This is a genomic window from Brachybacterium sp. sponge (genome assembly GCF_001613775.1).
Classification (GTDB): Bacteria; Actinomycetota; Actinomycetes; order Actinomycetales; family Dermabacteraceae; genus Brachybacterium; species Brachybacterium conglomeratum.
The window spans coordinates 293,326-316,146 of the sequence record NZ_LRMP01000001.1 but is presented as its reverse complement, the minus strand read 5'-3'; the positions used below and the strand labels follow the sequence as shown (position 1 = coordinate 316,146).

17 protein-coding genes are annotated in these 22,821 nt (G+C 73.8%); 8 read left to right on the top strand and 9 right to left on the bottom strand.

The window, feature by feature from the left end:
- The first annotated feature begins 249 nt into the window (after positions 1–249).
- The 3 genes from glpX (at position 250) to A4A78_RS01395 (ending at position 3,490) form a co-directional block, all read left to right on the top strand.
- Positions 250–1,242 (top strand): class II fructose-bisphosphatase, encoded by a 993-nt coding sequence (gene glpX / locus A4A78_RS01405; RefSeq protein ID WP_062946655.1) that lies wholly within the window; start codon positions 250–252, stop codon positions 1,240–1,242.
- Between the two features lie 144 nt (positions 1,243–1,386).
- Positions 1,387–2,088 (top strand): NUDIX domain-containing protein, encoded by a 702-nt coding sequence (locus A4A78_RS01400; RefSeq protein ID WP_062946654.1) that lies wholly within the window; start codon positions 1,387–1,389, stop codon positions 2,086–2,088.
- Positions 2,089–2,542: 454 nt separating this feature from the next.
- Positions 2,543–3,490, top strand: a complete 948-nt coding sequence (locus tag A4A78_RS01395) for a VOC family protein (RefSeq protein WP_062946653.1) — start codon at positions 2,543–2,545, stop codon at positions 3,488–3,490.
- Between the two features lie 92 nt (positions 3,491–3,582).
- On the opposite strand, the gene A4A78_RS01390 is transcribed toward A4A78_RS01395, so the two are convergent.
- Entirely contained in the window at positions 3,583–3,792 is a 210-nt protein-coding gene (locus A4A78_RS01390; RefSeq protein ID WP_062946652.1) for a hypothetical protein, read from the bottom strand.
- Complete coding sequence (locus tag A4A78_RS01385; RefSeq protein ID WP_062946651.1) at positions 3,789–4,502, bottom strand: DsbA family protein; 714 nt, start codon at positions 4,500–4,502, stop codon at positions 3,789–3,791. The genes A4A78_RS01390 and A4A78_RS01385 overlap by 4 nt, the downstream gene beginning before the upstream one ends.
- A gap of 351 nt (positions 4,503–4,853) precedes the next feature.
- On the opposite strand from A4A78_RS01385, the gene A4A78_RS01380 reads away from it, so the two are divergent.
- Both A4A78_RS01380 and A4A78_RS01375 read left to right on the top strand, forming a co-directional pair.
- Positions 4,854–7,406 carry an ABC transporter ATP-binding protein gene (locus A4A78_RS01380; RefSeq protein ID WP_062946650.1) on the top strand — a complete coding sequence of 851 codons (2,553 nt, stop codon included), beginning with the start codon at positions 4,854–4,856 and terminating at the stop codon, positions 7,404–7,406.
- A 130-nt stretch (positions 7,407–7,536) separates the two neighbouring features.
- Complete coding sequence (locus tag A4A78_RS01375) at positions 7,537–8,931, top strand: UDP-glucose/GDP-mannose dehydrogenase family protein (RefSeq protein WP_062946649.1); 1,395 nt, start codon at positions 7,537–7,539, stop codon at positions 8,929–8,931.
- Between the two features lie 357 nt (positions 8,932–9,288).
- Here the strand turns inward: A4A78_RS01375 and A4A78_RS01370 are convergent, their stop codons facing one another.
- From A4A78_RS01370 to A4A78_RS01350, 5 genes are all read right to left on the bottom strand, one after another.
- Complete coding sequence (locus A4A78_RS01370; RefSeq protein WP_231880804.1) at positions 9,289–9,816, bottom strand: endonuclease domain-containing protein; 528 nt, start codon at positions 9,814–9,816, stop codon at positions 9,289–9,291.
- Between the two features lie 849 nt (positions 9,817–10,665).
- On the bottom strand, positions 10,666–13,875 hold the full coding sequence (locus tag A4A78_RS01365; protein ID WP_062946648.1) for a YhgE/Pip domain-containing protein: 3,210 nt from the start codon (positions 13,873–13,875) through the stop codon (positions 10,666–10,668).
- A 126-nt stretch (positions 13,876–14,001) separates the two neighbouring features.
- Entirely contained in the window at positions 14,002–14,922 is a 921-nt protein-coding gene (gluQRS, locus tag A4A78_RS01360) for a tRNA glutamyl-Q(34) synthetase GluQRS (protein WP_062946647.1), read from the bottom strand.
- A gap of 48 nt (positions 14,923–14,970) precedes the next feature.
- Positions 14,971–15,825: a GNAT family N-acetyltransferase gene (locus A4A78_RS01355; protein ID WP_062946646.1), complete on the bottom strand. Its 855-nt coding sequence runs from the start codon at positions 15,823–15,825 to the stop codon at positions 14,971–14,973.
- Positions 15,826–15,856: 31 nt separating this feature from the next.
- Positions 15,857–16,630 carry a hypothetical protein gene (locus tag A4A78_RS01350; protein WP_062946645.1) on the bottom strand — a complete coding sequence of 258 codons (774 nt, stop codon included), beginning with the start codon at positions 16,628–16,630 and terminating at the stop codon, positions 15,857–15,859.
- A gap of 236 nt (positions 16,631–16,866) precedes the next feature.
- On the opposite strand from A4A78_RS01350, the gene A4A78_RS01345 reads away from it, so the two are divergent.
- Positions 16,867–17,403: a peptidylprolyl isomerase gene (locus tag A4A78_RS01345; protein WP_062946644.1), complete on the top strand. Its 537-nt coding sequence runs from the start codon at positions 16,867–16,869 to the stop codon at positions 17,401–17,403.
- Between the two features lie 81 nt (positions 17,404–17,484).
- On the opposite strand, the gene A4A78_RS01340 is transcribed toward A4A78_RS01345, so the two are convergent.
- A complete protein-coding gene (locus A4A78_RS01340; protein WP_062946643.1) occupies positions 17,485–18,669 on the bottom strand; it encodes a hypothetical protein in 1,185 nt (394 codons plus the stop codon).
- A gap of 159 nt (positions 18,670–18,828) precedes the next feature.
- Positions 18,829–19,734: a VIT1/CCC1 transporter family protein gene (locus A4A78_RS01335; protein ID WP_062946642.1), complete on the bottom strand. Its 906-nt coding sequence runs from the start codon at positions 19,732–19,734 to the stop codon at positions 18,829–18,831.
- Between the two features lie 216 nt (positions 19,735–19,950).
- Here A4A78_RS01335 and A4A78_RS01330 point away from each other — a divergent pair, with 216 nt between their 5' ends.
- Both A4A78_RS01330 and A4A78_RS01325 read left to right on the top strand, forming a co-directional pair.
- Positions 19,951–21,099, top strand: a complete 1,149-nt coding sequence (locus A4A78_RS01330; protein ID WP_062946641.1) for a winged helix DNA-binding domain-containing protein — start codon at positions 19,951–19,953, stop codon at positions 21,097–21,099.
- 118 nt (positions 21,100–21,217) lie between these two features.
- Positions 21,218–22,159 (top strand): rhomboid family intramembrane serine protease, encoded by a 942-nt coding sequence (locus A4A78_RS01325; protein ID WP_062946640.1) that lies wholly within the window; start codon positions 21,218–21,220, stop codon positions 22,157–22,159.
- Positions 22,160–22,821 lie beyond the last annotated feature (662 nt).

Genomic DNA, 22,821 nt, shown 5'->3' with positions numbered 1-22,821 from the left:
GGGCGCCGAGGTCACGGGGAGGACGCGGAAGTCTGCGCCCGTTGCTCGGCGGGCACGTGCCCGGTGAGCATCGCGCGACCTCCCGGTGAGCGGCCGGTGACGGGCGACCGTCCGTCCCGGCCCGACGCCGCGCCTGTCGGTTACAGTCGGACTCGCACGTCAGGCACCGATCGGCCTGTCGCCCCGGCAGGTCAGGACGCCCGGCGCACGCATGCGACGACCCGCACTCGACGACGAGGGAGACCCCCGATGACCAACCCTGCCTCCACTCCTACCGCCCCCGATCGCAACCTCGCCCTCGAGCTCGTGCGCGTCACCGAGGCCGCCGCCATCGCCGGCGGCCGCTGGGTGGGCGCGGGCGACAAGAACCGGGCCGACGGCGCCGCCGTCGACGCCATGCGCTCCTTCATGGACACCGTGCAGATGAACGGCACGGTCGTGATCGGCGAGGGCGAGAAGGACGAGGCGCCGATGCTGTTCAACGGGGAGCAGGTCGGCGACGGCACCGGCCCCGACGTCGACGTCGCGGTCGACCCGATCGACGGCACCCGCCTCACCGCGCTCGGCTACAACAACGCCCTCGCCGTCTTCGCGGTCGCCGAGAAGGGCAGCATGTACGACCCCTCGGCCGTGTTCTACATGGAGAAGATGGTGGTGGGGCCCGAGGCGGCGGAGTACGTGGACCTCCGCCTGCCGATCGAGCAGAACATCAAGCTCGTCGCGAAGGCGCTGGACAAGCCCGTCAACCAGGTCACCGTGTGCGTGCTCGAGCGGCCGCGCCATGAGCCGCTGGTGCAGGAGATCCGCGAGGCGGGCGCGCGCGTCAAGTTCATCATGGACGGCGATGTGGCCGGCGCGATCGCCGCCGCCCGCGGCGCCGGGGTGGACATGCTGCTGGGCACCGGCGGCACCCCCGAGGGCATCATCGCCGCATGCGCGGTGAAGGCCACCGGCGGCATGATCCAGGGCCGCCTCGCCCCGACCGACGACGAGGAGCGGCAGAGGGCGATCGACGCCGGCCACGACCTGGACCGCGTGCTGACCACGGACGACCTGGTCACCTCGGACAACTGCTACTTCGCGGCGACCGGCATCACCGACGGCGACCTGCTGCGCGGCGTGCGCTACCGCCACGACCGCATCGTCACCGAGTCGATCGTCATGCGCTCCACCTCCGGGACGGTCCGCCTGGTCGAGGCCGAGCACCGTGCCGACAAGTGGGGCCGCTGGCTCTCCGAGTGAGCCGGACGGGCCGACGGGCGACGCGCCGGGGTGCGCGACCCGTCGGCACCTGTCCGTGCAGGTCACGCGCCTGCGCGGAGATTACCTGTGAGTCGCCCGACCAACTGGTGTCACAGTGACCAGAACCCCGCCTATCGTGGACGCATGTCCTCCTCGCCCCAGAGCAGCGTCCCCGAGATCCACGTCGCGGTCGACCTGATCGTCCTGACGCTCCGCGGCGGTGAGCTGAGCGTGCTGCTGATCCAGCGCGACGACGAGCCGCACAAGGGGTCGTGGGCCCTCCCGGGCGGCTTCATCGAATACGGTGAGGACCTCGACGGCGCCGCCTACCGGGTGCTCTCCGACGAGGCGTCCCTGGGCAGCGGCGCCGTGCACCTCGAGCAGGTGCGCACCTTCGGCGCCCCCGGCCGTGACCCGCGCGGTCATGTCGTCTCCGTCGCGTTCATGGCCCTCGGCGCGGACCTGCCCGACCCCCTGCGCGGTGAGGACGTGGCCGATGCGCGCTGGTGGTCGATCGCCGACCTCGACGGCATCTCCCTCGCCTTCGACCACGCCACCGTGCTCGAGGCCTCGGTCGAGCGGGCGCGCAGCAAGCTCGAGTACACGACCCTGGCGGTGACCTTCCTGCCCGAGGAGTTCACGATCTCGCAGCTGCGCGGGGTGTACGAGAGCGTCTGGGGCCGTTCGCTGGACGCCGGGAACTTCCACCGCAAGGCCACCCGCTCCGAGGGCTTCCTGGTGGAGCTGGACCGCCACGCGGCGCCGACGGGCGGACGCCCGGCCCGGCTGTACCGCGCGGGCTCCGGCACCTCGCTCGTCCCGCCGCTGCTGCGCGCCGGGGACTGACCCGGATCGGCGCTGCGACCAGCGGCCTCCCGTGTCGTCGACGGGCCTAAGGTGGTGCGAGCCGGCCATGTATGCACTTCGCCTCACCATCGGCCCGTGCGCGACACCGCCGGCAGAGCGGCGTCCGGTCGACGGGACCTGAGTCCCGCGGGACGGGCTCTCGGCGGGCCTACTGTCTATTCATCGCCTCCCTCCGGCAACGGGGGTCGAGGCGGGAGGACCCCGGGTCGGCAGGGGAGAGCGGACTCGGCACGAGGGCGGTGAGCAGTGCTCACCGCCCTCGGTCCTGCCCGGGGATGCCCAGCACCTGCCCGTCGGCCCGCCGCTTGATCGGCCCCACGCGCTCCGTGGGCCGGCAGCTGTGGCGTGGCGCACCCACGAACAGTTAATGCTTGAAGTTTATATCAACCCGGCGCATGCTGGTCCCAACGCCCGCCGCACGAAAGGCAGCATCATGACCGCCTCGCCCCTGACCTCCGCCTCCGCCGCCCCGACCGTCGGCGAGCAGCACCTCTCCGCCGATCTCGCCATGGACGCCGTGACCCTTCGCGTCGGCGACCTCGAGCTGATGAGCTCCTACTACGAGAACGCCCTCGCGCTGTCCCCGATCGAGGAGCGCGCCCGTGCGAACGGCGAGGTCCACCGCGTGCTCGGCCGCGGCGACGTCCCCTTCTTCCGCCTCGTCGCCACCCCCGGGCTGCCCGGCGTCGACCCGAGCCAGGCCGGCCTGTTCCACACCGCGATCCTGTTCGAGGACCAGGCGTCCCTCGCCGGCACCGTGCTCCGCGCCGCGCAGGACCCCCGCTCGCGCTTCGCCGGCACCGGCGACCACCTCGTCTCCGAGGCCTTCTACTTCACCGACCCCGAGGGCAACGGCATCGAGCTGTACTGGGATCGCCCGCGGGACCAGTGGCAGTGGACGAACGGCCAGGTCGCGATGGACACCCTGTTCATCGATCCGAACAAGTACCTCGCCGAGCACCTGACCGACGAGGTCAGCGCCACCCCGGGCATGCGCCCCGGCATCGTCGGCCACGTCCACCTGCAGGTCGGCGACGTGGACACCGCCCGCCGGTTCTACGTCGACACCCTCGGCTTCGAGACCACCGTCGGCTCCCACCCGGGCGCGCTCTTCGCCGCGGCCGGCGGCTATCACCACCACGTCGCGATGAACAGCTGGAACAGCCGCGGCGCCGGCCCCCGCGCGACCGCCCTGGGCCTCGCCGACGTGGCGATCACCCTCCCCGGCCGCGAGGACCTCGACGCGCTGACCGCCCGCCTCAGCCGCGCGGGCCTCTCCTTCGCCGACACCGGCCGCTCGGTCCGGGTCGAGGATCCGTGGGGCACCCCCGTCACCCTGAGCCTGCCGGGCACCGGCACCGAGGAGCTGCTCGTCCGCTGAGCACCCGCGGATGCGGAGCCGCCGCACGCAGAACGGGACCGACCTCTCCGGAGGTCGGTCCCGTTCTGTCTGGAGGTCGTTCGGGGGTCGCGTCAGTCGCAGTTGCCGTCGGCGTCGCAGGCCTGACCGCCCGCGAAGGATCCGCCCAGCAGCGAGGAGAGCGAGGCCAGCGGCTGCGGTGCGGCCTCGGCCGGCTCGGTCGCCTCGGGTCGGACGGCGTCGGGCTGTGCGGTGTGGGCGCTGCTCGCGGGGCGGCGGGCTGCCTCGGTGGCGTCGTCGTGCGTGCGGTCGGTGTCGCTCATGCCTGCTCCGCCTCGCCGCGCTCGGCCCGCGCCTCCTCGGCGATCTGCCGCAGCGCCTGACGGAAGGCGTCCGTCGGCAGCGCCCCGGGCGCCGTGTACTTGTCGTTGAACAGGAAGAACGGCACGCCGCGGGCGCCCATGGAGGCCGCCTCGCGCACCTCCGCCTCGACCGCCTCGTCGTGGGCGCCGCCCTCGAGCGCCTCGCGCGCGACCTGCTCGTCGAGACCGGCGGCGATCGCGCGGGAGAGGACCACGTCGGCCTCGAAGGGGTTCAGCGCGCCGGTGAAGTAGCCGCGCTGCAGCTCGAGGAAGAACGTGGTCGCGGCGTCGGCCCCGTGCGCCGCGCTGATCGCCTGCATCACGCGGTGCACGCCCCGGGTGTTCGCCATCGGCCGCTCGGTGGAGTACTCGCGACCGATCTCCTCGGCCATGGCCTTGATCTGCGCCTCCATCTCGCGCACCTGCTCGGCCGGCATGCCCTTGGCGCGCACCAGGTGCTCGATGTTGTCCTGCGAGCCGCCGACGGGAGAGGTGGGGTCGAGCTCGAAGGAGTGGGCGCGCACGTGCACCTGACCGGTCAGGCCCTCGGCCTCGATCGCGTCCTGGAGGCGGGACTCGCCGATGTAGCACCACGGGCAGACCACGTCGGTCCACACGTCGACCGTGATCAGCGGGGCGGCGTCGGTCGGGGCGTCCTGGGACGTGGTCATCGGGTCCTCCGGGTGGGGCGGGTGCGGCCGGGGCGCGCGGGGCGCCGGCCGACGGGGTGGTGAAGATGGTTCCTTGAAAACTGTACTGGTGGGCTCCGGGGGCGGCCAGGGGAGGGCGACGAGTTTCGCTCGCGGCACAGGCACAGGCACAGGCACAGGCACAGGCACAGGCACAGGCACAGGCGCAGGTGCGGGAGCACGGGGGAGGCGCGTGCGCGGAGCAGAGGCGGGCGGAGGTGCAGGCGCGGGAGCGGGTCCAGCGCCGGCAGCCGGCGTCGCGATGTCGTGATGCCACACTGGAGGATGCTCCGCCGCCGCGCGGAGCGACGGAGACGAGCAGGAGACGAGCCGATGACCGCGCACGCCACCCCCGAGCAGCCAGGCCCCGAGCCGGCCGACGCGCCGGATCCGCACGACCCCGCGGCCGGGACGGTCTCGGAGAGGCCCTCGCCGCCCGTATGGTCCGCGTCCGAGGCGCGCGACGTCTGGTCCGAGCAGGGAGCCGACGGCACCGCGGGCGCGCAGGACTGGCTGCAGGGTCCCGTGGAGCCGCGCCCGGAACCGCCGACCGACGAGCTGCCCGTCGCCGAGCCCTCGCCGGACGAGCCCTCGTCGGCCGAGGCTTCCACGGCCGAGCCCTCCGCGGCGGAGCCCGCTGCCGCCGATCCCCCCGTCGCCGAGCTTGCCCCTGAGAGCTCCGCCCCGGCCACACCCCTCGCTGCGGCGCCCGACGCGGCGACGGGCCAGACCGACACCCCGACCGCCCCCGACGTCGAACCCGACCGCGACCCCGAGTCCGGCGAGCACTGGCACGTGGTCGACCAGCCGCTCGGCTCCGACACGCAGAACGCAGACCCGCAGGTCGCAGCACCGCAGTCCGGCGCCGCGCAGGCCGGCACCGTCCCGTACGGCATGCCGCCCGTCGCCGGCGCCCCGTCGAGGCGGCCCGCCGAGGACCACGCGCTGCCCGCCGACGCCCGCCGCGACACCGCAGGAGCGGACCCGCGGGACGCCAGGACCTCGGAGAACGGCGGCGCCGTCGCGCAGCGGATGCCGCATCGTCCCCCGCACCGCCCCTCGCAGCCCGGGCCGGCCGCAGCCCACCACGACGAGGCGCCCGCCGCCCCTTCCCGCCCGGCCGACCTCGTCCCCGCGCCGCCCGCCCGGCCCGGCGGCACCCTCTCCGCGACCTTCGAGCTGCTCGCCCCGCACCTGCGTCCGCAGCGACCCGCCCTGGCCACGGGCGGGATCACCCTGGTCCTCGGCACGATCGCGCTGGCACTCGCACCCCTCGCCCTGCGTGCCGGCCTCGATGCGGTCAGCGGCGCCGGCGCCGGCCCGTCGGCCGCCCTCCCGGCCGCGATCGGCCTCGCCGTGGCCGCACTGATCGGGGTGGGGCTGCGCGCGCTCGCGTCCACCTCCCTGGACGGCGCCGGCTCCCGCGCCGCGACCGGGCTGCGCTCCCGCCTGCTGCACCACCTCCATCGCCTCAGCCCCGGTCGGGACATCGAGGACCTCGAGGGCGCCGCGACCCCGCTGCTCGAGGACGTGGCGAGCCTGCGCGACCTCGTCGGCCGTGCCGGACCGCGCCTCCTCGGGGCCGTGATTGCGCTGGTCACGCTGCTGATCACGGTGCTCGTGATCGCCCCGGCCCTGGCTCCCGTACCGATCCTGGCCGCGGTCCTCGCTGACCTGGTCAGCATCCTGGCCGGACGCAGCGGGGCACGCCGCGAGACCGTCGCGAGGACGGACGCCGCCGCCCTCGCGGACACCGCCCAGGAGCTCCTCGCCGCGACCCGCACCGTGCAGTCCTACGGCCTCGAGGACCGCGCCGCCGGCACCCTCGCCGAGATTGGTGCCCGTGCCGCCCGCTCCCGCTCCGCCGCCCGCCGCGGCCGGGTGCTGGGCCTGGCCGCGCACTCCCTCGTCGGCGCGGCCGGTGCGGTCGCCGTGGTCCTGCTCGCCGGGGCGCAGCCCGGGGGAACGAGCGCCGGCGACCTCGTCGTCGTGCTCGCTGCGACCCTCGCCGCGGTCCCCCTGGCCGGCGCGATCGTCCGCTCCCGCGCCGAGATCGCGTCCGCTGTCGCCGCCGCGTCCGGGCTCTCCGACCTCCTCTCCCGCACCGCCGCGATCGGCGAGCCGCCCCGCACCCTCGGCGTCGGCCGCCTGCGCGGCGAGGTCATGTTCTCCGCGATCACCGCGCACTCCGAGCGCGGCCCCCGCTTCGACGGCATCTCCGTCGTCATCCCCGCCGGTCAGCGCGTCGCGCTCATGGACCGCAGCGGCGCCGAGGCCTCCGCCCTGCTGTCCTACCTGCTGCGCTTCGACCAGCCCGAGACCGGGCGGGTGCTGCTGGACCGCTACGACACCCGCTCCCTGTCGCTGGCCGACCTGCGCGGCGCGCTCGCCGTCGTCCAGCGCGAGCCGGCGCTGTTCTCCGAGACCGTGCGCGAGAACATCCGCGCCGGCCGGCCCGAGGCGGACGATCTGGAGGTCGCCGAGGCCGCGCGCCGCAGCGGCGCCGACGTCCTCCACTCCGAGCTGCCGAACGGGTACGAGACGCTGCTGGTGCGCCGCGGCGCCGCGCTCACCGACGGGCGCCGGCGACGCATCGCCATCGCGCGCGCCCTGCTGCGCGATGCGCCGGTGGTGCTGCTGGACCGTGCCGACGCCGAGCTCGCCCCGCGCGAGCGCGCCGAGGTGCTCGCCGCGCTCGATGCGCTGGGGGAGGGCCGCACCGTGCTGATCCACAGCCGCGACCCCGAGACCGTGCGCGGCGCCGACCGGGTGCTGTGGTTCGAGGACGGCCGCCTGGTCGAGGACGGCCACCCCGACCGCCTCGCCGACGACCCCGACAGCCGCCTGGCGACCTGGTTGCTGGAGGCCGACGACCCCGAGGCCTGACCCGCGCCCCGCCGGGCACCTGCTCCTCTCCTGCCCTCCATGCCCGCGACACCTCGATGACACCTGCGCCTGCCACGGTGACAGGGACTCGTCCGGGACCGGCCGCGGCCGCCAGTGGGAGGGAAGCGCAATGATCGTCTCCGTCATCGGTGTGGGATATCTGGGAGCGGTGCACGCCGCCGCGATGGCCGAGCTCGGCCACGACGTGATCGGCCTGGACGTGGACTCAGGCCGCGTCGCGGCCATGCAGGCGGGCCGCGCCCCCTTCCATGAGCCCGGCTTCGAGGAGATCCTCCGCCGCGGCCTGGCCGCCGGACGTCTCCGCTTCACCACCGACTACGCCGAGATCGCCCACGCCGACGTGCACTTCCTGGGGCTCGGCACCCCGCAGCGGGCCGACGGATTCGGCGCCGACCTGCGCTCTCTTGAGGCCGCCGTCGCCTCCCTCGCCGCGGTGCTGCCCGCCCGCGGCGGCGGGCCGACCCTGGTCGTCGGCAAGTCCACCGTCCCCGCCGGCACCGCCCGCCGACTGCGCGCCCAGCTCACCGCGGTGCCCGGCGCGGACCTGATGTGGAACCCCGAGTTCCTGCGCGAGGGCTTCGCCGTCCAGGACACCCTCGCCCCCGACCGTCTCGTCTACGGCGTGGCCGAGCCGGAGACCCCCGCGGCCGACGCGCAGGTCGCGATGCTGGACGCGGTCTACGCGCGGCTGATCGCCGGCGAGGTGCCGCGCCTGGTGATGGGCTTCGAGACCGCGGAGCTGGTGAAGGTCTCCGCCAACGCCTTCCTCGCCACCAAGATCTCCTTCATCAACGCGATCGCGGAGCTGTGCGAGGCCACCGGCGGCGACGTCACCGACGTCGCCCGCGCGATCGGCATGGACGACCGCATCGGCGGGAAGTTCCTGCGCGCGGGGATCGGCTTCGGCGGCGGCTGCCTGCCCAAGGACATCCGCGCCTTCATCGCCTCCGCGGAGGATCTCGGCGTGGGCGAGGCGCTCGGCTTCCTCCGCGAGGTCGACGCCGTCAACCAGCGCCGACGGGTGCGCGTGGTCGAGATCGCCCGCGAGCTGCTCGGCGACCTCGCCGGCCAGCGCATCACCGTGCTCGGCGCCGCGTTCAAGCCCGACAGCGATGACGTGCGCGACTCCCCGGCCCTCGAGGTCGTCTCCCGCCTGATGTCCGCGGGCGCCCATGTCACGGTCACCGACCCCGAGGCCCTGGACAACGCCGCGAAGAGAGTCCCCGGCCTGGTCGGCGAGCCCCACACGGAACAGGCGCTCGCCGGCGCCGAGCTGGTGCTGCTGCTGACCGAGTGGCGCGAGTACAGGGGCCTGGACCCGGTGCGCGTGCGGAACCTGGTCGCCGCGCCGCGCATGATCGACGGCCGCAACGTCCTGGACCCGGGGGCGTGGCGGGACGAGGGCTGGGAGATCCGCTCGCTGGGCCGCGGCGCGGGGCCCGCGAACGGGACCTCCGTCGTCGACGGCCCCGTCGCCCGTCCGGACCTGCCGATCCCCGCCTGACCGGCCCGGCCCGCCGTGCCCCGTCCGGCCTGTGGGCTCGGCCTGTCCGGCCGTTTCCCGGCCTGACCGGCCGGGGCCGGTCTGGCCTGCCGATCCCCGCCTGACCTGCGGTCCCGGCAAGGCCTTCCGATCCCGGCCTGACCCGCCGCGTCCGGCCTGGCCTGCCGATCCCCGCCCGACCTGCGGTCCCGGCAAGGCCTGCCGTTCCCCGTCCTGCCCGCGCACCTGGCCCGTCGGACCCGAGGGGAATGGACGGGTGCTGGCGCAGGGCGTACCTCTATGCCTATATAGGCATAGAGGTACGCCCTGCGCCATGACCTGACCACGCCCACCGCCACACCCCATGAGACGGCACGTTCAGGAGGCGAGAGGGCGGCGGTGCTCCCGTCGGCGCAGGATCGTGAGCAGCAGCTCGGAGGTCCGCTCCCAGTCGAGGAAGACCTGTTCCCAGGTCAGCCTGGTCACGGTGTAGCGGTGCGCCTGCAGCTGCAGATCACGTGCCCGGTCCTGGTGGTACTGCCGGGGGTTGTCGTGGAACTGGACGCTGTCGCACTCGATAATCCAGTTCCGGCCGAGCTTCAGATCCACTCGTCCCACGCCCGGGACGACGACCTGAGGCGTCACCGGCACGTGCAGCGACTCGAGCCACCAGCGCACGGCCGTCTCGGTCCCGGACTCGGCGAGCGGGGAGACGCGGGCCAGCTGCCTTCGTCGGGAGGAGGGGAGACCGGAGACGATCCGCTGCGCCACATGCCAGGTCAGCAGCCCCTTGTTCAGCGCCGATTCGAAAAGGATCGCCGCGTCCCGAACGGGGAGGCACCGGCCGGCATGCTCGAGCGCCAGCTCGAGGTCGGCGACGGGATCGCGATCCGGCCAGCTTCTCATCTCACTGCCGTGCAGGACGAGCGACGTCGGCCGGCCGGACTCCGGAAGGGCGCGAGGGCGGTAGACGTGCTCGCCGGCGTGGAGAGGGATCCACAGGCCGTGGTGCCGGGCAGCGCTGACGCAGGTCGGCCGCACTCCCTGCCCCAGAAGTGCGACGAGGTCGGCCGGCGCCGTGCTCCGGACGTACCAGCAGTCCACCCTCTGCATGAGACCGTGTCGAAGGAATCGTCGACGCGCCGCCTCGTCGATGCCGACAGCGCGCAGGTCTGAGCGATGGATGATCCCGGGTATCTGCATCGCCTCAGTACAGCCATGACATTGCCGCTGTTGAGGAGCGAGGGCCGTGATGTGGACGAGCTAGGGCTGTGGAGGGGAGGTGCGGGGAACCGGCAGGGGCGGAGCCGGACAGGGCGAGGAGCAGGGAGCGGGCAGGGGCGGAGCCGGACAGGACCGGGAGCAGGGAGCGGGCAGGGGCGGCCGGGCCGATGGGGCCTCAGGGCTCGGACCGACGTCGCCGAGGTTCGACGGAGGTCGTCGACCGATAATGCGGCGCGGTGGGTGACCGGGCGGATAGGGGGCGACCCGGCGGGCGAGAGGACCAGTGAGGGCAGGTGCTGGGGTGACGGGTATTGGCGCAGGGCCTACCACTATGCCTATATAGGCATAGTGGTACGCCCTGCGCCATGACCTGACCACGCTCCCGTCGGGGCACGGGGCACGGGGCACGGGGCACGGGGCACGGGGCACGGGGCACGGGGCACGGGGGCACGGGGGCGCCGGGCGCCTGGGTGCGGTGCCTGGCCTGTCGGGGCCGACCCGGCGCGGCTGACACGGCGAAGCGCCGGCGCCTCAGGCGCGGGCGGCGGAGCCCGTGGCGGGCTCCGGCTCCTCCTCGTCCGCGCCGTCCGGTCCGCCCTCGTCCGTGCCGAGCGTGCGCAGCGTGCGGCGCCGCTGGACGACCGCGCCGAGCAGCCCCAGGACGACGCCGACCACCAGCCAGCCCGCCAGCCAGGCGAGGTCCCCGGCCGGGTCGATCCAGCCTCCGCCGATCGCTCCGCGGAAGGCGTCGACCGCATGGGTCATCGGCAGGTACGGGTGGAGCATCTGGAAGAAGCCCGGCAGGGTCGGGACCGGGTAGGTGCCGCCCGCCCCGGAGATCTGCAGCGCGATCAGCACCAGGGCGACGAACTTCCCGACCGGCCCGAACAGGGCGCCGAAGCCGTGGTTCAGCGCGACGAACACCAGCGAGGTCAGCCCCGCGAGCCCGAACATCAGCGGCAGGTCGTCGATGGTGAGGCCGATCAGCCAGTGCAGAGCCCCGACGGCGATCAGCGTCTGGACGAGACCCAGCAGGAAGGCGGGGATGAGCCCGCCTGCCAGCAGTCGCACCGGCCCCGTCCCGCGCGCCATCGCGTCGGAGGAGAACGGCGGCATCATCAGGAAGATCGCCATGCCGCCGACCCACAGGCTGATCGCGAGGAACAGCGGTGCGAGGCCCTCGCCGAAGCGGCCCAGATCGTTCTGGCGCTCGAAGTCCATCTGCACCGCGTCCGAGGCGGTGCCGGCGAGCGCGCTGCTCTCCTCGTCGGAGTAGGAGGGGACGTCGTCCTTCGCGTCGGAGAGGCTGTCGGCGAGCTCGGTCGAGCCGTCGTCGAGCTTCTCGGCGCCGTCGTCGAGGTCTGTCGCGCCGTCGGCGAGCTGCGTCGCGCCGTCGTCCACCTGGCGGGCGCCGTCGGCGAGCTCGGCCGAGCCGTCCGCGAGGGTGCCGGTGCCGTCGGCGAGCTGCTGCGCCCCGTCGCGGGCCTCGCCCGTCTTGTCGGCGAGCGTGCCGGCGCCGTCCCTGAGGGTGCCGGTGCCGTCGGCGAGCTGATCAGCGCCGTCGCGGGCCGAGCCGACGCCGTCGGTGTACTGGGTGACGCCGGAGGCGAGGGCCTGGGCGCCGTCGCGGGCGGTGCCCGTCGCGGCGGCGAGCTGGTCCGCGCCGGAGGCGACCTCGCGGGCGCCGGAGTTCAGACGGTGGATGTCCTGCACGCCCTGGTCCAGGGTGCGGTACGCCTCGGGCAGCGCGAGGGCGGCGGTGCGGGCCTGGTCGGCGAGCTCCGCGGCGAGGTCGGAGGCGCTCTGGCCGGGCTCGGCCGACGGGACGGCGGAGGCGAGGTCGTCCCGCGCCGTGCCGAGGTCGCTGCTGAGGGTCGAGGTGTCCTCGGCGAGGGTCGAGGTGGTGCCCTCGAGAGCAGCGGCGCCCTCGGCGAGTGCCGAGGTGGTGGTGGAGAGGGTCTCGATGTATTCCTCGATATCGGAGGCGGCGTCGCTCATGCCCTCGGCCGTGTCGGCGACGTCGGTGGAGGTCTCCGCGGCGGTCCGGGCCAGGCGGTCGGCCTCGGCCGCGTCGGTGGTGGCGGTCTCGGCGTCCTCGCGGACCTTCTGCGTGGTGCCGGCGAGCTCCTCCGCCTTCTGGCAGACGGCTGACTCGGCCGCGGAAGGCTGCTCGGACCCCTCGCCGCCCCCGTCGGACGCCTCGCCGGGGCCTCCGTCGGCCTCGGCGCAGAGTCCTGCGAGCTCGTCGACGCCGTCGGCGAGCTCCCCGGCGGAGCCCTCGGAGTTCTCGGCGGACTGCGCCGAGGTGGAGGTGGCCTCCGCCGCGTCCTGCACGGCCTGGTCGAGCGTCTCGACGTCACCGGCGATCGACTCGACGCCCTCGCGCAGGGTGCGGGCGTCCTGGGCGCGATCGCCCGTGGACTCGTCGAGGTTACGGGCGGTCTCGGCGAGCCCGCCGGCCTTCTCGTCGAGGCTCTCGGTGGTGGCTGCGATGGTGGCGGCGGCCTCGCCCGGGGCGTCCAGCAGCTCCGGCATCCCGTCGATCGCGCGCTCGAGGTCGTCGATCGCGGTGACCAGGTCCTCGCTCGTGGCCTGGACGCTCTCTTCGGTCACGCCCAGCTCGCGGGCGCGCTCAGCGGCGTCGGTGACGGTCTCGTCCAGCTGCTGGGTGCCGTCGGCGACCTGCCCCGCCCCGCCGGCGAGATCGCTCGCCCCGGTCGCGAGCTGCTCGGCGCCGCCGGCGAGCTCGTCCGCGCCGCTGCGCAGCGGCCGCCCCTTCTCGTCGAGGGTCGCCAGCCCGCCGGAGAGCTGCTGCGCACCGGCGTCGAGGGTCGCGACGCCGTTGCGCAGCGTGACCGCGCCGGAGGTGAGCTGATCCAGTCCGACCACGAGGTCGAGGCTGCCGGAGTGCAGGTCGACCGCGCCCGCGGCGAGCTCGGCGGACCCGTCCGCGAGCTGGCCGGTGCCGTCGGTGAGCTCAGCCGTGCCGTCGACCAGGTCGCCGGTGCCGTCGTGGAGATCGCTCGCTCCGTCCGAGAGCTCGGCGGCGCCGTCGGCCGCGTCGACGATCCCGTCATGGATCGTCGTGAAGCCGACGTAGATCTTGTCGAGGTACTCCTCGAGCACCGAGGCGCGCAGCGCGTCGGTCAGCGCGGTGCCGACGGACTTGGAGAAGTTGCCGCCGACGTAGTTCACCGAGTCGTTCGTGCTCACGGTGATCATCGCGGGGGCCGCTTCCATCGCGTCGCCGCCGAGGGAGGCGATGTTCTCGGAGAAGTCGGAGGGGATCGTGATGGTGGCGCCGAAGGTGCCGTCGGCCAGGCCGCGCTGCGCCTCGGCGGGGGAGGCCTCCACGAAGTGGTAGAGGTTCTCCTGGTCCTTCTCCAGCAGGGTCTCCGTGAACTCCTCGCCCACGTCGATGTGGGAGACCTCCCCGTCCGGACTCTCCGCGTCCGCGCCGGTGTCCTCGTTCACCACGGCAGCGGTGATGTGGTTCAGGTTGTTGCTCGGGTCGATGAACGACCAGGTCATGTTGCCGGAGTAGACCAGCGGCACGAGGGCCAGTCCGGTCACGAACAGCGCCGCGATCGGCTTCTTCCACTCCCGGGGCAGCAGGGCGACCGCGCCCCGACCCGCGGCGGACGCGCCCCGCCCGAGGGCGGCACCGGCGGTGCCGAGAGCGGACAGGACGGCGTGCAGCGCGGAGGAGAGCGCGGTGAGGAGAGCACGGAGGTATCGCATCACAGGGCGACGATACATCCGTGTATCGAGTTTTGTGACCCCGTCTGTGATGAAGTGTGGTGGGAGGAACCCGGCCGCTGTCTCCAGCTCCGGTCGGCTGACGGGGGCAGACCCGGCCCGGGCGGCTCAGGCCGGCAGATCCACCACCCACGGTCGACGGGACATCCCTGCCGGGTCCCATGACTCCAGCAGATCGGCCGCGGAGCGGCAGCCCGGCGCTCCCAGCGAGTCCCCGATCCGCTCGACGACGTCGGCCGCGCTCTCCCCGGCGGCGAGACGGTCCCGCAGCGTCACCGCGCCGTCGCGCTTGGCCAGTCGCGCGCCCGCGGTGTTCAGTGCGAGCGGGACGTGAGCGTAGGTCGGCTCGGGAAGGCCCAGCAGGTGCGCGAGATGGGCCTGGCGCGGGGCGGAGCTGAGCAGGTCGTCGCCGCGAACCACCTGGTCGACCCCGGCCGCGGCGTCGTCGACCACGACGGCGAGGTTGTAGGCGACCACGCCGTCGCCGCGGCGCAGCACGAGGTCGTCGACCGTGCCGCGGACCTCGCCCTCCCAGAGGTCCTGCACGCTCCACTCCGTCACCTCGGCGCGCAGCCGCAGAGCGGGCTCCCGTCGCAGCTCGCGCATCCGCGCGCGGCCGGCCTCGCGCTCGGCGGGGGCGAGGTCACGGCAGGTGCCGGGATAGGCGCCGGGCGGGGCGTGCGGTGCGCTCGGCGCCTCGAGGATCTCCCGCCGGGTGCAGTAGCACTCGTAGACGAGGCCCTGCGCCGTCAGGGAGCCGATCGCGGCATCGTGGTCCGCGCCGCGCTCCGACTGGCGGACGACCTCGCCGTCCCAGTCCAGGCCCAGCGCCTCGAGGTCCTCCAGCTGGCGCTGCGCGGCGCCCTGCTGCACCCGGTCGAGGTCCTCGACCCGCAGGTGGAAGGCGCGGTCGGTGCGGCGCGCCAGCGCCCAGGCCAACAGTGCGGTGCGGAGGTTGCCCAGGTGCAGGTCACCGCTGGGGGAGGGGGCGTAGCGGCCCGCCCCGGGGTCGGGCATGGCGGCAGGCATGCGCCCCAGTCTAGGGAGGTGGGCCGGCGGGTGCGGGTGCCGGCGCGCTCAGGTGGCCGCCGACGGGTCCAGCAGCAGGAGCACGTCGTCGGCGCGTCCGCCGGGCACGGGGCGGCCCGGTGGGGCCGGGCGGAAACCGAGGCGCGCGGCGAGGGCGAGCGAGGCCGTGTTCCCCCGGTCCGTGATCGCGACGATCTCGAACGGGACCGTGCGGTCATCCTGGACTGTGCTGTCGTCCAGGGCTGTGGCGTTGTACAGGGCTCTGCCGTCGTGGGTGCCCGTGTCGCTGCCCGCCGCGTGGGGGCCGCGCCGTGCCCCTGCGGGCAGCGCCTCGAGCACCGCGCGCATCGCCTCGGTCGCGACGCCGCGACCGGTCACCTCGGGCGAGAGCCGCCAGTACGCGCTCAGCATGGTCCTGGCAGGGGCGGCGGTCGTGACGCCGGAGCCGTCGGTGGCGCCAGGAGCGGGGCCGTGGGTCCGGCGTGCGTCCGTCGCCCGGTCCACGTCGCGCGCGAGCGGGACGAGACCCACCACGCCCAGCAGGCCGACCGGAAGGTCGGCGCCCTCCCGTGCCCGTACCGTCAGGTGGCCCGCCCCGTGGCGCTCCCAGCTCTCGCGCCACTGCGCGAGCACCCAGCGCATCTGCGCCGGGTCGGTCAGCGGCTCCGTCGAGTCCTCGACGAAGGCGCGCGGATCCGCATGGAAAGCGAACAGCTCCGCTTCGTCGGCCTCCGTGACCGGCGCGAGCCGCAGACGCTCCGTCCGGATCCTCCCGACCTCGCGACCGCTCGGTCCGCCGACTCCGCACGCACCACTGTGCTCGCCGGCGTCCCCGGACGCGCCGACGGCGCGGCGCTCCTCGTCCGGGGACGGGACCGCCGCGCCGTCGGGCACGTGCGTCACGCGAGTCGTTCGCGCTGGCTGGGGCCTGGGATCAGGCGTCGCCGCGGTGGTTGCCGCGCTTCTCCTCGTCGGCCGTGGCGGCTTCGGGATCCGAGTCCACCTTGACCTCCTTGGGGGTGGTGTCCCCGCCGTGGGAGTCGCCCTTCAGGGCGGAGGCGACGTCGCCGGCATCGGCCGAGCCGACGGTGTCGGAGACGGTCGAGGAGTCGGACTCGGTGCCCGCCGAGGCGGGGTAGTGCGCGCGGGCGAAGTCCGCGGGCGGCGCCCACGGGTCCTCGACCGGGCGGGTCTTCTGCCAGGCGATGTAGCCCGCGGCGGCACCGGCGGCGGCCAGGCCCAGGATGAGCAGCACCTTGCCGGCGCGGCCCTTCTTCTTCTGCGGGGTGGGCTCCACGATCGCGGAGCGGATGTCGCCCTGGCCCTTGTCGAGCTCCTTGCGCGCCGCGTCGACGGCGGCCTTGAGCACCGTGCCGGTGGTCTCGGCGGTCTTGCGGGCGCGGGGGAGGTAGTCGTCCTCGAGGTCGTGGCGGAGCTTGTCCGCGCGCGGACCGAGGTTCTGCGAGAGCTTGTCGCCCTGCTCGCGCAGCCTCTGCTGCGCCTCGGGGACGTACTGGCCGTACAGGTCGGTCGCCTTCGAGCGAGCCTCGCGGGCGCCCTCGGACACCACCGGACCCACCTGGGCTGCGAGCTTCTGCAGCTCCTCGACGGCCTTCTGGGCGTTCTGGCTGGACGCGCCAGCGGCGTCGACGGCCTTCGAGGCCTTCTTCTTGGCCTTCTTCGCCTCGGCCTTGGTTCCAAGCGCCATGGGGTTCCCCTTTCGGTCGAATCCGTCGGGTCGGGCCGACGGTGGTCCCTGGGCCGGGGCAGCCGACGACTGCCACGACCCGTGTGGCACAACCTTAACGCGACCACCCCGCGGCGTTCACAGCGGATGCGGAGTCGCGGAGGATGTGCCAGGCCGCGGCGATGTGGAGGATCGGTCCGGTCCGCGCAGCGTCCGTGCGCACGGCCCGCACGCACGGTCTGTGGGAGGATTGCGCCATGTTCGCAACTCTGCACACCAACCACGGGGACATCCGCATCGAGCTGTTCCCGCACCACGCCCCCAAGACCGTCGAGAACTTCGTGGGCCTCGCCGAGGGCTCCAAGGAGTTCTCCGATCCGGAGTCCGGCGAGAAGGTCACCCGTCCGTTCTACGACGGCGTCGTCTTCCACCGCATCATCTCCGGCTTCATGATCCAGGGCGGTGACCCGCTGGGCACCGGCACCGGCGGCCCCGGCTACACCTTCGACGACGAGATCTCCGAGAAGAACTTCAACGAGCCCTATGTCCTCGCCATGGCCAACGCCGGCACCCGCCGCAACGCGCTGACCGGTCGCCCCTCCGGCACCAACGGCTCGCAGTTCTTCATCACCGTCGGCCCCACCCCGCACCTGCAGGGCAAGCACACCGTGTTCGGCGAGGTCGCCGACGAGGACTCCAAGAAGGTCGTCGACGAGATCGCAGCGGTCAAGACCGACATGCGCGACCGTCCCCTCGAGGACGTCGTCATCGAGAAGGTCTCGATCGAGAAGTGATCTGGCGGGCGCCCCGCGGCCACCGGACCCCGACGCCGCCGGCGTCGCCGCATGTGTGGCGACCCGGCGGCGTCGTGCGTCTCATGAGAAGGTGAGCGTCGCGGTGATCGGGTCCTCGACCTGCTCGAAGTCCGTATCCAGCACCTGCGTGAAGCGCGGGGAGAGGGTGAGCGTCGCGGAGCGCTCGTTCGCGGGGATCGTGAAGGTCGCGATATGGGAGCCGAGACCGCCGAAGATCTGGTTCGTGTCCTGGGCGGGGCGCAGCTCGGTGCCGTCCTCGAGGGTCAGCTTCACCTCGGTCACGTCCCGGACGTTCGAGGAGTCGTCGATCTGCCAGTCCAGGGGCACCATGAGATGGAGCTCGTCCTCCGCCGCCCAGAAGAGGTTGCCACCATGGTCGAAGGTGTCGATGTACGGGGTGAGGAGCGCGCTCTTCACCGTGCCGCGCAGGGTCATGAACTCCTGGGCGAAGCCGTCGGGGACCTTCGTGTCCACGACCCCCGCCTCCGTGACCTCGACGCCGAGCTCCCGCTCGTAGAGGGAGGGGCAGGGCGTGGCGAGGATCGAGCCGTCCACGAGGGAGATCTCCGAGACCCCGTCCCGGATCTCGGCGCGCAGCCCCATCGCCTCGGGTGCGGGGCTGCGGTCGACGATCGCGAGCACGATCCCGCTGCGCTCTGCGTTGCCGTGCTCGGCCTGCGGCACATGGATGTTCACCTCGTTCCCCTCGTGCGTGATGTGCAGCGTCGTGCTCTCGTGCGAGGCGACCGCGGGCTGCCACTCGGAGTCGGTGGACTCCCAGGCGGCGAGGAGGAACTGCTTGCGCTCGCCGGGGAGGATCGTCTCCGCCGCGGTGCCCTCCTCGGCGTCGTCGGCCGCAGGGGGCTCCTCGCCGGTGAGGGCGGTGTAGTCGGCGGCGGTGAGGCTGTCCGCGAGTCCGCTCGCGGTGACCGTCGCCTTCACTCGGGGGGCGAGCAGGGTCTGGGAGGTCTCGAGCCGGGACATGAGTCGGCCTGCGACCGCCTCGTCGGTGACCTCGGTGGGCTGCAGGTCGACGACCGCGCTGGTCGCCGGATTCGCGGTTTGCGCGGCGCCGTCGGCCGCGCCCTCGTCCGCCTGCCCAGCGGCGGCACCGCCGCCCTTCTCGTCGTCCGTGCCGCCGGGGAGAAGGCCGCAGCCGGCGAGGAGGAGGGTCGGTGCCGCGAGCAGCACGCCGCGGCGGGCGAAGGGCGTGGCGGGGCGGCGGGAAGGGCGTCGGGTCGTCATGGCGCACTCTCGTCAGGGTGAGGAAAGGGATGTCCGTCGAGCCTAGTCATCGGACACCTGTCCAGAGAGCCCGTGCTCCGCGAGGTGATCAGGGACACGACGGCCCGGCACCGCGGGAGGTGCCGGGCCGAGGCGTGAGCCGTGGGGTGTGTCGCGCGGTCAGCCGATCGCGACCCCGAGCGCCGCGCCGATCCCGTAGGTGACCAGGAGCGCGAGCACCCCGCCGATGATCGTGCGCACGGTGGCGGTGCGGGCGTCGGCCTGTCCGAGGCGGGCGCTGACCACGCCCAGCAGCGCGAGCGCGACCACGACGGCGACGAGCGTCGCGGGCAGGCGCAGCACGGGCGGGCTGGCGAGGATCGCGAGCAGCGGGATGATCCCGCCGAGGGTGAAGGAGAGCAGCGAGGCCAGCGCCGCCGACAGCGGCGAGACCACCGTGCCCTGCTCCACGCCGTGGCGGAAGCGGGTGTGGGCGGTGAGCGCGTCGTGGCGCTCCATCGAGTCGGCGACCTCGCCCACCACGTCGTCCGGGATCCCCGACTCGGTGAGCGCCGCGAGCAGGTGCCGGTGCTCCCCGGCGGGGTCGGCGGCGAGGTCGGCGCGGGTGCGCGCGATGAGGGCGCGGTCGGTGTCGCGCTGGGTGGAGACGGAGACGTACTCGCCCATCGCCATGGACAGGGCGCCCGCGACCAGCGAGGCGAGTCCCGCGATCAGCAGCCAGCGCGTGTCGGTGGTGGCGCCGGCGACGCCGACGGCGAGGCCCGCGACCGAGACGATGCCGTCGTTCGCGCCGAGCACCCCGGCGCGCAGCTGGTTGATGCGGTCCGAGCGCGTGGTGCGGTCCTCGGCGTGATCGCGCGGAACGGAGGTGCGCGGGTCCCGATCGGCCGACGGGGTGTGCGCATCGGCGGGCCCGGCGGACCGCCCGACAGGCGGCGCAGGGCGCTCGGCGGGCGACGAGGGGCGCTCGGCGGGCGGCGCACCGCCGTGCGACGCGGCGGGGGCGGGGGTGTCGGGGGAGTCGAGAGCGGGCGGGCGGCGAGAGGGCATGTCGAGGAGGCTCATGCCCCGACCCTAGTCTTTGGACTAAGTCCAATCAAGCAAGGTGAGCCTCGCCTGACCTGCAAGAACGAAGTAAGGGGAGCCTCTCCGCACCGGTCCTCGCAGGCTCCCCCGAACCGGTCCCCGTCGGCTCCCCCGAACCGGTTCCCGCCAGCTCCTCCGACAAGGTCTCCCGCCTCGCCCCTCCTCCTCGCGGCGTCCCCGCCCTACCCTCGAGCCATGACCCCGCGCCACCTCGCCGGCCATCGCCTCGTCGCCCAGGGCCTCGTCGGTCCGCCCCGCAGCGAGGACCCCGCCGAGATCGCGCGCGCCTTCGCCGCGAGCCAGGGCCAGGACCTTCCCGGCGTCCTCTCCTCCCTCGCCCTGCGCAGCGGCGGCAGCATCGACCCCGTGCTCGCCGCCTTCGACGAGGGGAGGATCGTGCGCGGCTACCCGATGCGCGGCACCGTCTTCGCCGTCGCCGCCGACACCCTCGCCTGGCTCACCGGGCTCTGCGTCGCCGGCCCCCTGCGCGCCGCGATCGCGCGCCGCGGCCAGCTCGGACTCGACGAGGCGCAGGTGGACCGGGGCCGCGAGGTGCTCGAGCGGGTCGCCGCCCCGCACTCGGGCCCCGGCGGCCGGGGGACCCTGCGCGCCGAGCTGCGCCGGGCGTGGGAGGAGGCGGGCCTCGCCTGGGAGGGCGGCCGCGGCTACCACCTGCTGGCCGAGCTGATCTCGATGGGCGATGCCTGCTATGGGCCCTGGCGCGAGGGCGAGACCGCCGTGGTGCACGCCCCGACCTGGCTCCCCGCCGGCACCGACCTCGAGGGTGCCTTCAATGGCGACCGCACCGCCGCCGCGGCCGAGCTCGCCCGGCGCTACTTCACCAGCCGCGGCCCGGCGGGGGAGAGGGACCTCGCCTGGTTCTCCAAGCTCCCCCTCGGCCTGCTGCGCGAGGCGCTGCCGCAGGTCGAGGCCGAGCTCGAGAGCGGCTTCGCCGACGCCGACGGCCGCCTCCACACCACCGCCGAGGCCGCTCGCGGCGGGGACGGGGAGCGGCTGTTCTGGCGGCCCGGCCTGCGCGAGGAGTACCAGGCGCTCGAGAAGGAGGCTATGAAGGAGCTTCTGCTGCCCGGCTTCGACGAGCTCGTGCTCGGCTACCGCGACCGGCTCTACCTCATGGACGTGGCGCGTCACGACGCGATCACCCCCGGCAACAACGGCGTCTTCCGCCGCACCGCGCTGCGCCGCGGCGAGGTCGTCGGCACCTGGGCGCGCAAGGGCTCCGGCGCCCGGCGCCGCCTCGACCTGACCGCGCTGCGCCCCGTGAGCGAGGGGCAGCGGAAGAGGTTCGAGCGCCTGTTCGCCGCGTTCCCCGCCGTCGGCTGAGCGCCTGCCCGCCGCCCCCGGCCGGAGCATCCCGCTCTCGACACCGCTCCCCGGAAGGGCGCTGCGCCCCGCCGGAGCGCCCCGGCTCCCTCCAGCCGCCCGTGGTGGAATGAGACCCATGGACAGACCCAGCTACGGCTACAGCGCCGCCGACGCCCCACCGCCGCAGGGCCCCGTGGGCGGCGGGCCGCAGGAGCAGCCGGTGTGCCCCCGCCACCCGGATCGCGTCAGCTACGTGCGCTGCAAGCGCTGCGACCGTCCGGCCTGCCCCGACTGCCAGCGCCCCACCGACGTGGGCGTGCTGTGCGTGGACTGCGAGCGGGAGCTGGCACGGGCGCAGGCCTCGACCCGGCCCCGCACCGCGATGGGCGGACGCATGCGCACCGGCGCCCCGGTCGTCACCTACACGCTGATCGCGCTGTGCGTGCTCGCGTATCTCGGGCAGATGCTCGCTCCGCAGATCGTCGAGCAGCTGGGCATCTTCGCCCCCTTCCGGGCGCTCGCGATGCCGTGGACCTTCCTCACCGCGGGCTTCCTCCACGGCGGGATCATGCACCTGGCGCTGAACATGTACGCGCTGTGGGCGATGGGTCAGTTCCTCGAGCGGTCCCTCGGCCCCGCGCGCTTCGCCGCCGTCTACTTCGTCTCGATGCTCGGCGGGCACACGGCGGTGTACGTCCTGGCCGACCCGATGGGGTACTCCTGGCTGACCGGCACCGTCGGCGCGAGCGGCGGCGTGTTCGGCCTGTTCGCCGCGGCGTTCATCGTCAACCGGCGCATGGGCGGCCAGGTCGCGCAGATCGGGGTGCTGATCGCGCTGAACCTGGTGATCACCTTCACCATCCCCAACATCTCCTGGCAGGGCCACCTCGGCGGACTCCTGCTCGGCGCGGCACTCACCGCAGGGATGTACGCGCTGCGCCCCAAGGCGATGGCAGGTCAGGACCGGCAGGCCCTCGCCCGCCGCTCCGCGATCACGCACGGCGCGCTGGTGGTCGCCGCCGTGGTGCTGTGCGCGGTGCTCGTGGCGGTCAAGACGATGCTCCTCCCCGGCCTCTGACCGGCGCTGCGCGCGGCACGTTCGAGGGCCGACGGCGCACTCCTCCCGCACGACGGGGCGGCCCCTCGGGGCCGCCCCGTTCTGCGTCCCCGGACCGTGCGCGAGAGCCCTGTCACGACACGGACGGAACTACACCGGTGTGGTTTTCCCCAGCTGTGGATCGCAATGTGGATAACCCGCTGCTGCATTGGGGATGACGCGTTCTGGCTGTGGACAACTGCCGATGTGCTGTGGACGGACAGTGGGGACAGCGCAGGTCCATACACCGTGGATGCGAGGTGCGCAGACGTTCCCGACCACTGCGCGAAGCCGATCCGAGGTCGAGGAATGCGCGCAATGTCCGATTCGGGCGCTCGGCGGAAGTCCTGTGACCTGCAGTGATGTGCCGGATGATGGAGGCTGCCGACGGGCTGCGGAGGGGAGCCGCACAGACCGGTCGTCGCGCCGGTGCGATGTTGCGACACGCCCGGGACAACGCTCGTACGTGCGGAACTACAAGGGTGTCATTCCTCCACCGCTGTGGAGAACGTTGTGGATAACTTCCTGTGGAGGGTGGACAGTGGGGATGTGCACACCCGTGCGGACCCACGTTTCCACCGAGTCACCGCCCTCGTCGGTGGACCGCCACGGCGCTGTGCACTCCGCTCGGGGCATCGCGGCAC

Coding starts and splice junctions, on each gene's coding strand:
- glpX (WP_062946655.1), top strand. CDS start 250: ATGACCAACCCTGCCTCCACTCCTACCGCCCCCGATCGCAACCTCGCC.
- A4A78_RS01400 (WP_062946654.1), top strand. CDS start 1,387: ATGTCCTCCTCGCCCCAGAGCAGCGTCCCCGAGATCCACGTCGCGGTC.
- A4A78_RS01395 (WP_062946653.1), top strand. CDS start 2,543: ATGACCGCCTCGCCCCTGACCTCCGCCTCCGCCGCCCCGACCGTCGGC.
- A4A78_RS01390 (WP_062946652.1), bottom strand. CDS start 3,792: ATGAGCGACACCGACCGCACGCACGACGACGCCACCGAGGCAGCCCGC.
- A4A78_RS01385 (WP_062946651.1), bottom strand. CDS start 4,502: ATGACCACGTCCCAGGACGCCCCGACCGACGCCGCCCCGCTGATCACG.
- A4A78_RS01380 (WP_062946650.1), top strand. CDS start 4,854: ATGACCGCGCACGCCACCCCCGAGCAGCCAGGCCCCGAGCCGGCCGAC.
- A4A78_RS01375 (WP_062946649.1), top strand. CDS start 7,537: ATGATCGTCTCCGTCATCGGTGTGGGATATCTGGGAGCGGTGCACGCC.
- A4A78_RS01370 (WP_231880804.1), bottom strand. CDS start 9,816: ATGAGAAGCTGGCCGGATCGCGATCCCGTCGCCGACCTCGAGCTGGCG.
- A4A78_RS01365 (WP_062946648.1), bottom strand. CDS start 13,875: ATGCGATACCTCCGTGCTCTCCTCACCGCGCTCTCCTCCGCGCTGCAC.
- gluQRS (WP_062946647.1), bottom strand. CDS start 14,922: ATGCCTGCCGCCATGCCCGACCCCGGGGCGGGCCGCTACGCCCCCTCC.
- A4A78_RS01350 (WP_062946645.1), bottom strand. CDS start 16,630: ATGGCGCTTGGAACCAAGGCCGAGGCGAAGAAGGCCAAGAAGAAGGCC.
- A4A78_RS01345 (WP_062946644.1), top strand. CDS start 16,867: ATGTTCGCAACTCTGCACACCAACCACGGGGACATCCGCATCGAGCTG.
- A4A78_RS01340 (WP_062946643.1), bottom strand. CDS start 18,669: ATGACGACCCGACGCCCTTCCCGCCGCCCCGCCACGCCCTTCGCCCGC.
- A4A78_RS01335 (WP_062946642.1), bottom strand. CDS start 19,734: ATGAGCCTCCTCGACATGCCCTCTCGCCGCCCGCCCGCTCTCGACTCC.
- A4A78_RS01330 (WP_062946641.1), top strand. CDS start 19,951: ATGACCCCGCGCCACCTCGCCGGCCATCGCCTCGTCGCCCAGGGCCTC.
- A4A78_RS01325 (WP_062946640.1), top strand. CDS start 21,218: ATGGACAGACCCAGCTACGGCTACAGCGCCGCCGACGCCCCACCGCCG.